Source organism: Devosia sp., from assembly GCF_965229025.1.
In the GTDB taxonomy this organism is placed as follows: domain Bacteria; phylum Pseudomonadota; class Alphaproteobacteria; order Rhizobiales; family Devosiaceae; genus Devosia_A.
The window spans coordinates 2,842,526-2,857,032 of the sequence record NZ_OZ245853.1; the positions used below are offsets into that span (position 1 = coordinate 2,842,526).

A 14,507-nucleotide genomic window follows, 5' to 3' on the forward strand; every position below is an offset into this window, starting at 1 on the left:
GAGCGACCCTTAAGCCGGGTTGGATCTTGAGGTGGCGAGATAGGTTCTGAAGACGCGCGCAAACAGGATGCCGTTGATGGTGGCGATGCCGGCAAAGCCGATCGCCAGCCAGCCGATGCCGTAACCGGTCACGTGCGGGAAAAAGATGGTGACGCCCAGGCTGAGCGCGATGAGGGCCAGCGCCAGCAGCGAGGTCAGCAGGTGCTTGCCCGAGAGCAGGAGCGCATTGCGCAGAACCTCCCGGGTGCGGCCCTCGAAACTGGCGAGATAGGGGAAGGCGAAGAGGGCCGTCGTCGCCAGGATGAAGACGAGGATGTACCAGATTGCCAGCAGCGCGAATTCAGCGGCGCCCGACATGAGGTTGGTGATCACGCTGTACCAGGCCGCCAGCACGAGCCCAAGCAGCGCGAGCACCAGGCCAACCAATGTTGCCTGGCGGAAGTTTTGGCGGAACGAGCGAAAATAGTCGCCCGTCACCGAATTGCACTGACCTTTGGCGATGCGCATAGCGGTGAAGTTGAGAGCCGTGAGCGAGGCGCCGAGGGTGACGACCGGCAGAGACGTGACGATGAACACGAGGTTGAGGATCATCACATCAGCGACCACAGTCAGGCCGCGCATCAGGGCAGAATCCGCCGAAAACAGATTATCCACGCGTCAATCCTTCCAGAAGGCCTGCTTCCGGCGAGATCGGGCGGGTCTGGCGCTTCCGCGCTGACCCGCCCGATCCCTGGTCAGGTGCTTACTTCAGGCCACGTTCCTTGGCCCATGCGTCCATGTCCGCCTGGATAGCGGAACGGGCGTCCTCGTAGCCAACGTCCTTGAGCTTCTGGCGCATCTCGGCGATGGCCGCAGCCGGGTCGTCGAACTTGCCGTATTCGAGCTGCGGGATGTACTCGGACAGCACGGCGCTCATGGCCGCCAAGGTCGAGTCGATGCCAGACTTGTTGATGACCAGCGTCGAGTACGGGTAGTCCTTGGCGACCTTATCAAGCTTGGCGATGAAATCGGCCTTGATGGGCGCATCAGTGGTCTTGGGAAGTTCGAACTCGTTCATGCGGCCCCACCAGTAGTCGGTGCCGAGGCTGTCGGTTGAAGAGTTGTAGCCTTCAGGGAAGCCCAGCTTGCCATCGGCGGTGACGAGATAGTCGACACCCTCGATGCCATAGTTGAAGAGCCGGTAGTCTTCCATGTCATTGCGGATGAGGTCATAGGCCTCAAGCGCCTTTTCAGGATTCTTGGACTTGGCACTGACCGCCATGGCACCGTGCGTGAAGATGTCCTTGTAGAAGTTGCCGTTCTCCTGGCCCCAGTAGAAGAACTTCGGGTCGGAGCCGGGCTGCTTCTCGTTCATGTTGTGAACGATGTCGTTGACGTAGGTCTGGGTGTGGTGCTGTTCCACGCCGGACTGACCTGCATAGAGCTCCTCGCGGGTGTCGCCATCGTAGTTCAGCGCATCCTCGCGCCAGACGCCGATCTGGTTCCACTTCTTGGCCAGTTCGGCGGCGGCGAGCAGCGCGTCACCTTCCATGTACCACGACGTCACTTTGTAGGGGTCGGACGAGGAGGTGTGGAACGGGGCGAAATTGCCGGCGTTCACGCCCTGCAGCGGCTGCAGATCGGTGTGGCCCTGAATATAGCCGGTCAGTGCGGCCTCGTTGGAGCCGGCGACGTCCCACGGATAGGCATCCGGCTTGTTGGCCTTCACCCACTCGAAGTACTTGGTGAAATCTTCGAACTTGGTGATTTCGCCGTTTTCGAAGCCTGCTTCCTTGGCCCAGTCGCCACGGTAGAAGAAGCCGTGGTTGGTGTACTGGGAGTAGTTATCCTCGGGCATGAAGTAGATCTTGCCGTCAGAAAGCTTGGTGAGGTCCCAGTGGCCGGCGGCGTCAACCTGCGCCCAGGTCTTGGGGGCGTGGGCCTTGAGCATGTCCTCCGTCAGCGGCAGGAATGCGCCCTTTTCGGCGTTTTCCCAGGCATAGAGCCAGTCCGTCGCGGTCGCGATCAGGTCGACATTGTCATCACCCGAGAGCAGTTGGACGTTGTACTGGGTCTGCCAGTCCGCCCACTCGATGTAGAACATCTTCAGCTTGACGTTTGCCTGCTGAATCAGACGTTCGTTCAGCTTTTCGAGCATCGCCTCAAGGCGGCCGTTGGTCGGCTTGTCGCCCATGGTGAGCATGGTGATTTCGGTGGGCGGATCCTGGGCGATAGCGCTGCCCATGAGCGCTGTCGCACTGATCCCGAGCGCCAGGATGGCCGCTCCCACCTTGATGATATTTGTTGTTCGCATCTAAATTCCTCCCATTATTTTGGTTCGTTCAGTCTACGTCTACTTCGCCGTCATCCTTTCACCGCGCCGATGGTGATGCCGCTGACGAAGTATCTCTGGACGAATGGGTAGAGCAGCAGGATCGGGCCGGTGGCCACGATCGCGCTCGCCATCTTCAAGGTATTGCTCGGCAGATCCGTGATGCTGACGTTCGAGCCGGCCACGGAATTGCGCAGGGCATTGGCTGTGTTGATCAGGTTGTACAGGTGGTACTGGAGCGGCTTGAACTCGACCGAACTGCCCAGATAGAGCGAGGAGAGGTACCACTCGTTCCAATAGCTCAGCGCCAGGAACAGGCCGATGGTTGCGAGCGCGGGCTTCATCATCGGCAGACACAGCTGCATGAAGATGCGAAAATCGCCGGCGCCGTCGATCTTGCCGGATTCGACGATCTCGTAAGGTACGGTGCGCATGAAGTTCTTCATCAGGATGATGAGCCACGGCGTCATCAGCAACTGCAGGAAAACCGCGAGGTAGTTGCCGCGCAGGCCAAGGTCGCGGGCCACCCACAGGAAGGTAGGCGCCAGACCGGCCGAAAAAAGCGTCGTGAAATAGATGAAGAACGAGATGTGATCGCGGAACGGGAAATCCCGGCGATGCAGGGCGTATCCCGTCATCGAAATCACGAACAGACCGATGGCCGTCCCGAAGGTCGTCATCACGATGGTGACGATGTACGAGCCAATGATCTGGCGCGGCGCCTTGAAGATGTATTCGTAGGCCGTGAGCGAGAAGTCCTTGGGCAGAATGCCGAAGCCGCTCTGGCGGATGGCGGCCTCGCTCGACAGTGACGCCGACAGCATCAGCACGAATGGCAGCAGGCAGAACACGGCAAAGAGCGTGACCACGGCATAGGAGATCACCTTCAGAACGATGTCGCTTCTCGACATGTTCATGTTGCGGCGGCGCCTTGGGGCAGCGAGACCCGGGCTGGCAGATTGTGCGGTGGTGGGGCGTGACTCTATTGCCATGTCAGAACAACGCGTAGTCCCTGTTGATCCGGCGCACGACACCATTGGCGATCATGACCAGAGCGAAGCCGAACAGGGACTGGTAGAGACCCACGGCGGTGGAAGTGGTGAAATTGTTCTGCGACAGCACCATGCGGTAGACCGAGGTCTCGATGATGTCTGTGGTCTGGAACAGCGAGGCGTTGTTGCCAACGAGGTTCCAGAACAGGCCGAAATTGCCGTGCATGATGCTGCCCAGCGAGAACAGCACTAGGATGATGAAGGTTGGCTTGAGGTTGGGCAGCGTGACGAAACGGATGCGCTGCCAGGCAGAGGCACCGTCGATAGTGGCCGCTTCATACATGCCGCGGTCGATACCCATGATGGCAGCGAAGTAGACGATCGAGCCGTAACCGGTGCTCTGCCACAGATGCACCATGATGATGATGATCGGCCAGGCGCCAGCGATCGAGTAGATCTTGATGGGGTCGCCGCCGGTCTGCTTGATCAGCGCGTTGAGCGCGCCGGTATCGTAGTTCAGCAGATTGAAGGCGATGACGCCGACCAGCACCGCCGAAATGAAGAACGGCAGGAACATCACGGCCTGGCTGATCTTTTTGAACAACTGCAGCCGGATTTCGTTGAGCATGATCGCGATGGCGATCTGCAGGATGTTGCCGAGCACGATGAAGGCGAGATTGTAGAGGATCGTGTTGCGCGTCAGGGTCCAGAGCTGGCCGGACTTGATGAGAAACTCGAAATTCTTGAACCCCACGAACGGGCTGCCGAAGATACCGTCGCGGTAGTTGAAATTGGTGAAGGCGATCCACGCGCCGGGAAGCGGGGCATAGTTGAAGATAATGAAGAAGACGACCGCAGGGACACACATGAGCAAGAGAACCTTGCTGTCGGTGACCTGCCGCCAAAAAGACTTCCGCCTCGGGGCCAATTTTATGCCTGACATCCCCTCCCCTCCCCGCGGTCATGTTTGCCGCCTAAAGAGATAGAACCAATCCTCTCAGCCTGACCGCCTTGGATGGCGCCTTGGGCTGCACCGCCCCGAGCATTGGCTCGGTTGCGGCCCTGCAAATTCGACGAAGGCTATCGACGCGACGGAACGCGAACGAGGCGCGCCACAATGGTCACCGCGACGTTGTCGACTGACCAAAGCCAAGCGCCCGGCAAATGCCGGTCGAACTGAAATTCATTGCATTCCTCCCAGAATGGGGCGGGTTCGCTCCCGCCTCTGCGCAATTGTTAGCGGAGGTCGGAAGGGCACGCAAGTTTTCAGTAAAAATTTAGTGTGGCCGTTTCAGGCGTTCGGCGTCCGGGTGCTTCCGCGCCAGCGCACGTTGGTCGCAAGCGTTATCCGCTTGCGCAATTCGCGGCCGCCGGCCTGCTCCAAAAGCAATTCAACCGCACTTTCGCCAATCTCCTCGGCGGCGAGGTGCACGGTGGTGAGCGGCGGGTTCATGAATTGGGCCACCGAAATATCGTTGAAGCTCGCGACGGCGATATCGTCGGGAATGCGGAGCCCCATCTCGTGAATGGCGCGGTATGCGCCGATGGCCATGTTGTCATTGGCGGTGATCAGCGCGTCGGGACGATCCTTCTCCGAAAGAATTTGGCGCGTAAGGTGATAGCCGCTCCCTTCGGTCTTGGTGCCCGACAGGCAAATGCGTTCGTCAAAGACACCGGCCTCGCGCGCCCATTGCATGTAGGCCCGGCAACGCCGTTCGGGCACCGCCGATGGCACCCCGTCATAGACATCGGTCCAGCCAGCGAAGGCGATGCGGCGGTAACCGGCCGCAGTCAGCGCCTGAAGCAGTTTGCGGGTGGCAAGCATCAGATCGGATTCGACGGAGTCGAATTCGTCGGTAGGTGGGCTGAAGTCGGCGAAGACGATGTTGCGGTTGTGCCGCTTGAGCCAGGCGATTTCGTCGTCGTCGTGCCGGCCGATGGCGATGATCCCAGACGCACCTTGGAGCAGGGACGCATCGGGCTGGCGGTCGGTGTGATAGACCTTGACGGTCTCGATCTTCAGCGCCTGGCAGCGGCTCTCGATCCCCAGCCGCAGTGCGACATAGTAGGGATCAACGAACTCCTGCTCGGGGCGCAGGAAGTGCACAAGCGCGATTTTACTGAGCCCCTGCTGGTTGGCACGGTTGCGGGCGCGCGGCGGCTCGTAGTTCATCAGTTGAGCCGTTTCGATGACGGCCTGACGCGTCTTGGCACTGACCGCGAGCGTCTGATCAAAATTGAGCACGCGCGACACCGTCGCCGATGAGACGCCCACAACTTTGGCGATTTCTTTGAGGGTGACCACAGGAACTCCGCAGCAACTTTGCGTCCTGCTTAGGCGCGAAGAGCAGACTTAGGCAAGCGGCAATGGGGCGAGATGGTCTGGCAGCACCCAGCCAGTTGGGGCGGGCGGCCGGGACGGCGCGGTCGCGGGGCCACCCGGCTCAGGGGTCGGTGTTTTCGAGGTTCGCAATAGGGCGGGGCGAGCATGCCCTCACGCCGAAGTCGCCTGTAGTCCGAATGGTCCTTGAAAAGGATGCTTGGCTTGCTCTCCAACTCCGACAGCCAAGAGAGTGTCAGGCAGCGGAAGCGCAGAGGTGCTGGCAGGTCATGCCTGGCCGTCGGCGTCATCCTGTTTCAGCTTGCGCAACGCCAGGATGCGACGATCCCGCCAGGCCTGCCGCTCGGCGATCTGTTCGATTGGAATGCGCTTTGCCAGTTCGGCGTGCGCTGTGGCGACCTGCGCCGGCGTCCAGTCATAATCGGTCTGCGCCAACGCCCCGAGCCGCTTCATCATCGGGCCGAGGCGATCGACGAACCCCTGCAACCCGTCCGGAGCGTTGAGGTGCGCAACCTCGAACGGGCCGATCGAGGCCCAGCGCAGCGCCAGGCCATCGGTCAGCACCGCGTCGATGTCTTCAGGCGTGCAATAGCCTTCCCCCACGAGGTGCAGGGCCTCGGCCACCAGGGTGAACTGCAGGCGATTGAGGATGAAGCCTTCGATTTCCTTCCGCAGCACAATCGGCCGCATGCCCGCGGTGGTCAGCAGCTGCCGTGCCGCGTCGATCGTCTCCGGCCGCGTCCACTGCGTGCCGCACAGTTCAACCAGCGGGATCAACGATGGCGGATTGACCGGATGGGCGACAAGCGCCCGGCCGGGATCCAGCAGGCCGCCCAGAAACTCCGACCCCGGCAGCGCCGAAGTCGATGACGCAAGTATCGCATCGGCCGGGGCATGGGCGGCGATCTCGGCAAAGACCTGGCGCTTGGTGGCAAGGTCCTCGCGCACGCTTTCCTGCACATAGGCCGCGCCCGTTACCGCTTCTGCGATGCTGGCCGCCGGGTGCAGGCGGGCGAACACGACCTCCACCGGCTCTTCGAGCATGCCGGCCCGGGCCAGCAGTTCGATGGTCTGGCGGGCCAGCGGCAGGGCGCGGTCGTTCACCTCCGTCGGCAGCGCGTCGTACAGCATCACGTCGTGGCCGGCGCGGGCAAACACCACGCCCCACGCCCGGCCGACAGTCCCTGCACCGATACAGGCGATGCGGCTCATTTGGTGGTCTGCTCGCCGTCGCGGGCCCAGCGGCGTTCGAACGCCCAGACCTCTTCAAAGCCAATGAGACTGTTGAATTCGGCAAAGCTGAACAGCTTGCTGTTGGGCGATTTCGAGGTACCCTCGGTCTTCAGCACATTGAGCGCGATCTCGGCAGCTGCTGCGGCGGCGAGGCCGGTCGCCGACGGGAAGATCGCCAGCTTGTAGCCGATATCGGCGAGTTCGGCCTTGCTGCGGATCGGCGTCTTGCCGCCATCGGCCATGTTGGCCATCATCGGTTTGTTGATGCGCTTGCAGGCCTCACGCATCTCGGCTTCGCTCTCCAGCGCCTCAAGAAAGACGATATCCGCCCCAGCTTCCGCGTAGGCCAGGCCGCGCTTGACCGCGCCTTCGAACCCGTCGGTCTGCCGGGAGTCGGTGCGGGCGATGATCAGCGTTTCGGTGCTGCGGCGCGCTTCGATCGCCACCTTGATCTTTTCCACCATGTCGATGGTTGGCACTACGCGCTTGAACGGGGTGTGGCCGCACTTCTTGGGAAATTCCTGATCCTCGATCTGGATGGCAATCGCGCCTGCTTCCTCATAGCCGCGCACCGTGTGGTGGACGTTCAGCAGCCCGCCATAGCCGGTATCGGCATCGGCGATCACCGAGGCGTTCGCGGTGCGGCAGAGTGTTGCCACGCGATCAACCATCTGGGTGTAGCTGGCGATGCCCGCGTCCGGCAGGCCGTAGGCCGAAGCCGTCATCCAGAACCCTGTCGCATAGACGAAATCAAAGCCCACCTTGTTGCTCACCACCGCGGTGATCATGTCGTGGATGCCGGGGGCGGCAACAAACTCGCCGGATTCGAGGGCAGCGCGGAGGCTGGGCTTGCTCATTGGTTCTGTCCTAGCGCGTTCAAGTAAGCGAGAGTTTCGGCCTCGCTGACGACGTCGCCATACTTGGCGTCCATATCGAACAGGTTGGCCTCGTGCGGGGCGGGGTGACGATCACCGACCGCTTCGCGCACAATGATCGGAATAAAGCCGTAGGAGCAGCAATCGACGCAGGTGGCGCGCACGCAGCCACTGGTCGAAACGCCGGTGTGGATCAAGGTGTCGATCCCCATCGTGGTCAGCGTCGATGCGAGCGAGGTGCCGAAGAACGCACTGGGATACTGCTTGGAGATCACCAGTTCGTCGTCGGCCGGCACCAGCCCCTTGGGCCAGGCGCCCATCGGGTTGCCTTCGAGGAAGTTATGGAGCGTCATCGACTTCTGGTAGAAGCGCCCGCCATTGAGGGCGGACTTGTTATAGACGACGTTGGTGTAGATCACCGGTACCCCCGCGGCCCGCGCCGCCGCCTGCAGCCGCAGGGCCGAGGCAAGCGTCTCCTCCACCCCCGCATAGAGCGTGCAGAACTGGTCGAAATAGGCCTCAACGAAATCGATCATCAGCAGCGCCGGGCGCTTGCCGAAACCGATCCGTTTGCCGAAGGCGCGCTTGTAGTTCTGCGAGAGATCCTCGTCGCTCATGGAGTTTCCTTGTCGCTAAAGAGCCGATCGAGCCGGCCATCCCCGAGGTCCAGCCACGGCTGGGACTGCTTCTGTCTCGCCTCGAATGCGGCAATATCATCGAGATCGTCGGCCAGGATACCGCCCACTTCGTCGAGGCCAAGCAGCAGTGCACGGCGCCGGTAGGGATCGATGTCGAAATGCAGCAGCGGCCCGTTGGGCAGCCAGATCGTCTGCGCCTCGAGGTCGATGGTCATAGGCCCGCCGCTCTTGGCCGCCTCCATCACCTGCTGGTGCATGGCCGGGCCAAGGGCGATGGGCAGCACACCATTCTTGAAGCAGTTGGCGTAAAAGATTTCGCCGAAACTGGGGGCGATGACGCAACGGATGCCGAAGTCCGAGAGCGCCCATACGGCCTGCTCGCGGCTCGAGCCCGAGCCAAAATTGGCATCTGCCACAAGGATTTGCGCGCTATCGAAGGGCGGCGTGTTGAGGACGAACCCGGTCTTCGTGCCGTCGGGCCGATAGCGCCGCTCATGGAACAGGTGCTCGCCCACTCCGGCCTTGTCCAGCAGCAGCAGAAAACGGGCGGGAAAGATGATGTCGGTATCGACATCCGCCTCGGGCAAAGCTGCTGCGACGCTGGTGAGGGTGGTGAACTTATCCATTGAAGGCTGTGTCCAGGCTGCGAACATCTGTCAGGTGACCGGCGATGGCCGCTGCGGCCGCCATGACCGGGCTCATCAGGTGGGTGCGGCCGCCGCGCCCCTGGCGGCCCTCAAAGTTCCGGTTGGAGGTCGAGGCGCAGCGTTCACCAGGGTTTAGCCGGTCATCGTTCATCGCAACGCACATCGAGCAGCCCGCGTTGCGCCATTCAAAGCCCGCATCGACGAAGACACGATCCAGCCCCTCTGCCTCCGCCTGCAAGCGCACCGCCGCCGAGCCCGGCACGACGATCGCCGTTACGCTCGGTGACACAGTGCGGCCCGCGACAATTCCGGCGGCGAGCCGCAGGTCCTCGATCCGGCCATTGGTGCACGAGCCGATGAAGACGCGGTCGATGGCGATGGACTTGAACGGTGTGCCGGGCGCGAGGTCCATGTAGCGGAGGCTCCGCTCCATTTTTTCGCGCCGCACCGGATCGGCCTCAGCGGCGGGATCGGGGACGACTCCCGACACCGGCGCGGTTTCGCCGGGGTTGGTGCCCCAGGAGACATGCGGTGACAGGGACGACACGTCGAGCCCGACCTCACGATCAAACCGCGCGCCAGGGTCGGTTGCGAGACTGCGCCAATAGGCTTCCGCCGCATCCCATGAAGCGCCCACGGGCGCCAGCGGGCGTCCCTTGACGTAGGCGATGGTGGTTTCATCCGGCGCCACCATGCCGACGCGGCTGCCCGCTTCGATCGACATGTTGCACAGTGTCATCCGCGCTTCCATCGACAGGCTGGCAATCGCCGAACCTGCATATTCGATGGCGTAGCCGACGCCGCCATTGGTGCCGATCTGGGCGATCAGCGCGAGGATGATGTCCTTGACGGCCACACCGGGCGCGAGGTGGCCGTTGAGCAGCACGCGCATGGTCTTCTGCTTGCGCTGGCGCAGCGTCTGGGTGGCAAAAACGCACTCGCATTCGCTGGCGCCAATGCCGAAGGCGATGGCACCGAACGCCCCGTGGGTCGAGGTATGGCTGTCACCGCACACCAGCGTCACGCCCGGCAGGGTGAAGCCAAGCTCCGGGCCGATGACATGCACGATCCCGTGCCGCCGGTCGTTCATGGGGATGTAGTGGATGCCGAAGCGCGCACAATTGTCCTCGAGCCGTGCGACCTGGCGCGAGGCAAGGCCATCGGGCAGCGGCAGATGGCGCATCCGGGTCGGCACCGCGTGGTCGGCCACCGCGATATGCGCATCCGGCCGGCGCAGCGGGCGATTGTCGGCGACCAGCCCCGCAAAGGCCTGCGGGCTCGACACCTCCTGGACCAGATGGCGGTCGATATAGAGCAGCGCCGTGCCGTCGTCATACTGTTTGACGACGTGCTGGTTCCAAACCTTATCGTAGAGCGTCAAAGATGGCATGTGTCTGTATCTGGCGGAAGAAAGCCTATGCAAGCACCCTAAATCACCGCTCCCGGCGCGGGCTCAAGAAAATCCGGAAACGCTTGCGATATTAGGCCTTGCGGAGAGTGATTTGAGCGTCTTATGCTGCTTTGAATGCGCATGCAAGATGGCAGCGCTCCGGTGGTTGCGTTGCGGCCACAGTGAACGATAAGGGGTTTGTAATGAGGCTTGGCGTTGATGTGGGTGGCACGTTCACCGACCTTCTGCTGCACGACGAGAAAACGCAGAGGACTTTTCAGGCCAAGACGCCTTCGACTCCCGAAGATCAGTCGATCGGCGTTGCGGCGGGTGTGAAGCTGATCTGCGAGAAGGCCGGCATTTCGCCCTCCGATATTGATCTGATCCTTCATGGCACCACGGTTGCCACCAATGCGGTGCTCGAAGGCAAGGGCGCCCGCGTCGGCCTCCTCGTCACCGAGGGCTTTGAATACACCCTGCATCTTGCCAAGGCCTGGACCCCCGGCCCGCTGTTTGGCTGGATCAATATGGACAAACCGGATCCGCTGGCCTCGCTCGCCGATACGCGCGGGATTTCCGAGCGCATGAATGCCCGGGGTGAAGTGGTCAAGCCGCTCGATATCGACGGTGCTACCAAGCTGATCGATGACCTTTGCTCATCGGGCATCGAGGCGCTGACCATCTCGCTGATGCACTCTTATGCCAACGCCGAGCACGAGCGCGCCCTGCGCGACATCGTGGCGGCCCGCCATCCTAATATTCCTGTCTCGCTCTCGTCCGACATCCTCCCCGAGTTCCGCGAGTATGATCGCGCCATCACCACGGTGATGAACGACTACGTGCGCCCGATCATGCGCCGGTACCTGACCCGCATCGAAGACCGGCTGAAGGCCGAGGGCGTGCGCGCCCGCCTCCATATCGTGCGCTCCGATGGCGGCCTGATGAGCGCTGCAGCAGCCTCCGAGCGACCGGTGCATACCGTGCTCTCCGGTCCGGCCGGTGGCGTGACCAGCACCGTCATGCTGTCGCGCCGCTCGGGCTTTTCGAAGCTCCTCGCCTTCGACATGGGCGGCACCTCAACCGACGTTTCGGTGATCATCGACGGGGAGGCGACGATCTCGCGCTCCACCGAAGTCGGCATGTTCCCCGCCAAGGTGCCCACCCTCGACGTGCGTTCGGTCGGTGCCGGTGGCGGCTCGATCGCCGACGTCTCGGAATTGACCGGTTCGCTCCGCGTCGGCCCACGCTCGGCCGGTGCCCGCCCGGGTCCGGTCTCGTATGGCCGTGGCGGCACAGAGCCGGCGGTGAGCGACGCCAACGTCGTGCTCGGCTACCTGCCCCCATTGCTGCTCGGCGGTGACATGAAACTCGATGTCGACGCGGCCCGCGTTGCCGTCGCACGTGTCGGCGAGGCCATCGGTCTTTCTCCCGAGGATGCAGCCAAGGGCATTATCGATATCGCCAATGAAGTCATGCTCGGCGCGCTCCGCGTCATCACCGTGCAGCGCGGGCTCGATCCGCGTGAATTCGGCATTGTCGCCTTCGGTGGCGCCGGTCCGCTGCACGCCAACGCGCTGGCTGAACTGCTCGGCTGCTACCCGGTGCTGGTGCCGCCAAATCCCGGCGTGCTCTGCGCGCTTGGGTTCCTCGAGGCGGACTTCCGCAACGAGTTCGTCCAGACCTATATCCGCTCTACCGTCGGCCTCGACCCCGCCACCGTATGGTCCCGCTTTGGCGAGCTCGAAGCCAAGGCCAAGATCTGGCTCAAGGAGCAGGAAGTCACCGCTGCAGACGCCTCGATCCACTACACGCTCGACCTCCGCTACGAGCAGCAGGGTTTTGAAGTGTCGGTCGATGTCAGCCCGGCCACTGTCGCGGCCAAGGGCAGCCTCGACGCCATCCTCGCCGATTTCCACGCCATCCACGAACGCCTCTATGGCGTGCGCTTCCACGTGCCGGTCGAACTGGTCGCCCTGCGCGTTGTCGCCCGTGGCGCCACCCCGCCGGTTGAAGAACAGGCCCCGACCGGCAGCGGCGATGCGGCAAGCCGCGTCATCGAAACCCGCCCCGCCTATTTCGACGGCAAGTGGGTGGATACCCCGCATATCGATCGCAGCCGCCTCGGCGTTGGCGATCGCGTCGACGGCCCGGCGATCATCCGGCAATACGACACCACCACCGTCCTGCTGCCCGGCCACTACGCCGAGGTCGACACGCACGGTAACATTCTGATCTGGCCGGTTTCGAAGGGGCTCTGACCATGGCAACCAAAATCGATCCCATTACCCTCGACATCATCGAGAACGCACTCAAGAACGCGCGCTTCGAGATGGATGGTGTCGTCGTGCGCATCTCGCTCTCCCCGGTGATCCGCGAGCAGCACGACGAATTCCCGATGATCTGCAACGAACGCGGGCAGATGATCGTGGGCCAGTTCGGCTCCTACATCCCGTCGGTGGTCGAAAAGTTCGGCGGCGATCTCAACGAAGGCGATATCTTCGTCTGGAACGACCCCTATGCCTCCAAGGGCTCCATCTCGCACAACAATGACTGGTGCGTGATGCTGCCGATCTTCCACGAGAAGGTTTTGGTCGGCTTCTCCTCGATCTTCGGTCACATGGTGGACGTGGGCGGCACCGTGCCCGGCTCGATGCCGGCAAATGCCCGCACCATCTGGGAAGAAGGCCTGCGCGTGCCGCCGGTCAAGATCTATGACAAGGGCGTGCTCAACCAGGGCGTGCTCGAGATCATGCTCAACAACTCGCGCACCCCGGATATGAACCGCGCCGACCTGATGGCGCTCATCGCCGGCTGCCGTACCGCCTCGACCCGCGTGCGCGAACTCTGCGACCGCTTTGGCCGCGATACCTACATGAGCGCCTGCGATATGCTGCTGGAGCGTACCCGCGAGGCCATGCGCGTGGTGATCCAGAAGTACATCCCCGAAGAGCCGGTGAGCTTTACCGACTACGTGGACGATGACGGGCTGGGCAACGGTCCGTTCAAGATGACGCTGACCATTTCGCGGCGTGGCGACATTGCGGTGTTCGACTGGACCGGTACCGATGACCAGGCCGAAGGCCCGATCAACTTCCATATCCATGAAGGGCTCTGCAAACTCTTCTTCGGCGTCTACATGATCATGTCGTTCGATCCGTCGGTACTGTTCAACGAGGGATTCTACGACCTGTTCGAGATCGTTTTGCCCGAAGGCTCGCTGCTCAACCCGCGCTTTCCGGCGGCGCTGTCGAACCGCCTCAATACCCACACCAGGTTCTTCGACTGCCAGGCCGGCGCGCTCGGCAAGTTCGTGCCGCAGCTCTCGATGGCGGCCGGATATGGCACCAGCCCGCACTTCATCTTTTCGGGTACCGACAAGAACGGCAAATACTTCCAGCTGATGGAGCTGCTGTTCGGCGGCGTGCCGGGCCGCCCCAAGGGCGATGGCTTTGATGGCCACGCCTGGTGGCCGCTGTTTTCGGCGACCCCGATCGAATACATCGAAAACTACTATCCCGTACTGGTCGAACGCTACCAGCCGATCCAGGACTCGGGTGGGCCAGGCCTCCATCGCGGCGGCGCCGGCATCGAAAAGGTCTACCGGCTGCTCGAAAAGGGCCAGGTTTCGATCCACGACGACCGCGAAGTGGTGCCGCCTTGGGGCATCAATGGCGGGCTCCATGGCGGGACCTCGTCCAAGTGGATACAGCGCGTCGGTGCGGCGGAGCCAGAGCGCATCCCGTCCAAGATCGACAACCTCAAGGTCAACCCGGGCGACCGCATCATCTTCAAGACCGCCGGTTCCGGCGGCTGGGGCGATCCGCTGGAGCGCGATCCGGCGATTGTTGCCCGCGACGTACGCTACGGGCTCGTCTCGCGCCAGCAGGCCGAAACCGCCTATGGCGTGGTGCTGACGGCCGATAACGAGGCCGATCTTGCCGGCAGTGCAAAGCGCCGCGAAGCGGCAAAGGAAGAGCGCGGTCCCGCGCCGCCCTTCGACTTTGGCTACACCCCACCGGTTCGCGAAGCGGCAGAGTGACAACGCAAAACGGGGACCTCGCGGTCCCCGTTTTCATCTCA

The 14,507-nt window shown here is 62.5% G+C and carries 12 protein-coding genes; 2 read left to right on the plus strand and 10 right to left on the minus strand.

The window, feature by feature from the left end:
* Positions 1-9: 9 nt before the first annotated feature.
* From ACO06J_RS13870 to leuC, 10 genes are all read right to left on the minus strand, one after another.
* Positions 10-654: a DUF624 domain-containing protein gene (locus ACO06J_RS13870; protein ID WP_421761312.1), complete on the minus strand. Its 645-nt coding sequence runs from the start codon at positions 652-654 to the stop codon at positions 10-12.
* Between the two features lie 88 nt (positions 655-742).
* Positions 743-2,293, minus strand: a complete 1,551-nt coding sequence (locus ACO06J_RS13875) for a DUF3502 domain-containing protein (RefSeq protein WP_421761313.1) — start codon at positions 2,291-2,293, stop codon at positions 743-745.
* Between the two features lie 50 nt (positions 2,294-2,343).
* Positions 2,344-3,228 (minus strand): carbohydrate ABC transporter permease, encoded by an 885-nt coding sequence (locus ACO06J_RS13880; RefSeq protein ID WP_421761314.1) that lies wholly within the window; start codon positions 3,226-3,228, stop codon positions 2,344-2,346.
* A gap of 76 nt (positions 3,229-3,304) precedes the next feature.
* A complete protein-coding gene (locus tag ACO06J_RS13885) occupies positions 3,305-4,171 on the minus strand; it encodes an ABC transporter permease (RefSeq protein ID WP_421761315.1) in 867 nt (288 codons plus the stop codon).
* 423 nt (positions 4,172-4,594) lie between these two features.
* On the minus strand, positions 4,595-5,608 hold the full coding sequence (locus ACO06J_RS13890; protein ID WP_421761317.1) for a LacI family DNA-binding transcriptional regulator: 1,014 nt from the start codon (positions 5,606-5,608) through the stop codon (positions 4,595-4,597).
* Positions 5,609-5,911: 303 nt separating this feature from the next.
* Positions 5,912-6,856: a 3-hydroxyacyl-CoA dehydrogenase gene (locus ACO06J_RS13895; protein WP_421761318.1), complete on the minus strand. Its 945-nt coding sequence runs from the start codon at positions 6,854-6,856 to the stop codon at positions 5,912-5,914.
* Positions 6,853-7,734 carry an isocitrate lyase/PEP mutase family protein gene (locus ACO06J_RS13900; protein WP_421761319.1) on the minus strand — a complete coding sequence of 294 codons (882 nt, stop codon included), beginning with the start codon at positions 7,732-7,734 and terminating at the stop codon, positions 6,853-6,855. The genes ACO06J_RS13895 and ACO06J_RS13900 overlap by 4 nt, the downstream gene beginning before the upstream one ends.
* Entirely contained in the window at positions 7,731-8,369 is a 639-nt protein-coding gene (locus ACO06J_RS13905; RefSeq protein WP_421761320.1) for an isochorismatase family protein, read from the minus strand. Before ACO06J_RS13905 ends, ACO06J_RS13900 begins: the two co-directional genes overlap by 4 nt.
* On the minus strand, positions 8,366-9,016 hold the full coding sequence (leuD, locus tag ACO06J_RS13910; protein ID WP_421761321.1) for a 3-isopropylmalate dehydratase small subunit: 651 nt from the start codon (positions 9,014-9,016) through the stop codon (positions 8,366-8,368). Before leuD ends, ACO06J_RS13905 begins: the two co-directional genes overlap by 4 nt.
* Positions 9,009-10,427, minus strand: coding sequence for a 3-isopropylmalate dehydratase large subunit (gene leuC, locus ACO06J_RS13915; RefSeq protein WP_421761322.1), 1,419 nt, complete (start codon positions 10,425-10,427; stop codon positions 9,009-9,011). Before leuC ends, leuD begins: the two co-directional genes overlap by 8 nt.
* Before the next feature lie 203 nt (positions 10,428-10,630).
* Here leuC and ACO06J_RS13920 point away from each other — a divergent pair, with 203 nt between their 5' ends.
* The gene (locus ACO06J_RS13920) at positions 10,631-12,685 is read left to right on the plus strand and encodes a hydantoinase/oxoprolinase family protein (protein ID WP_421761323.1); all 2,055 of its coding nucleotides are present in this window, start codon (positions 10,631-10,633) and stop codon (positions 12,683-12,685) included.
* Positions 12,686-12,687: 2 nt separating this feature from the next.
* On the plus strand, positions 12,688-14,466 hold the full coding sequence (locus tag ACO06J_RS13925; protein ID WP_421761324.1) for a hydantoinase B/oxoprolinase family protein: 1,779 nt from the start codon (positions 12,688-12,690) through the stop codon (positions 14,464-14,466).
* The last annotated feature ends 41 nt before the right edge of the window (positions 14,467-14,507 follow it).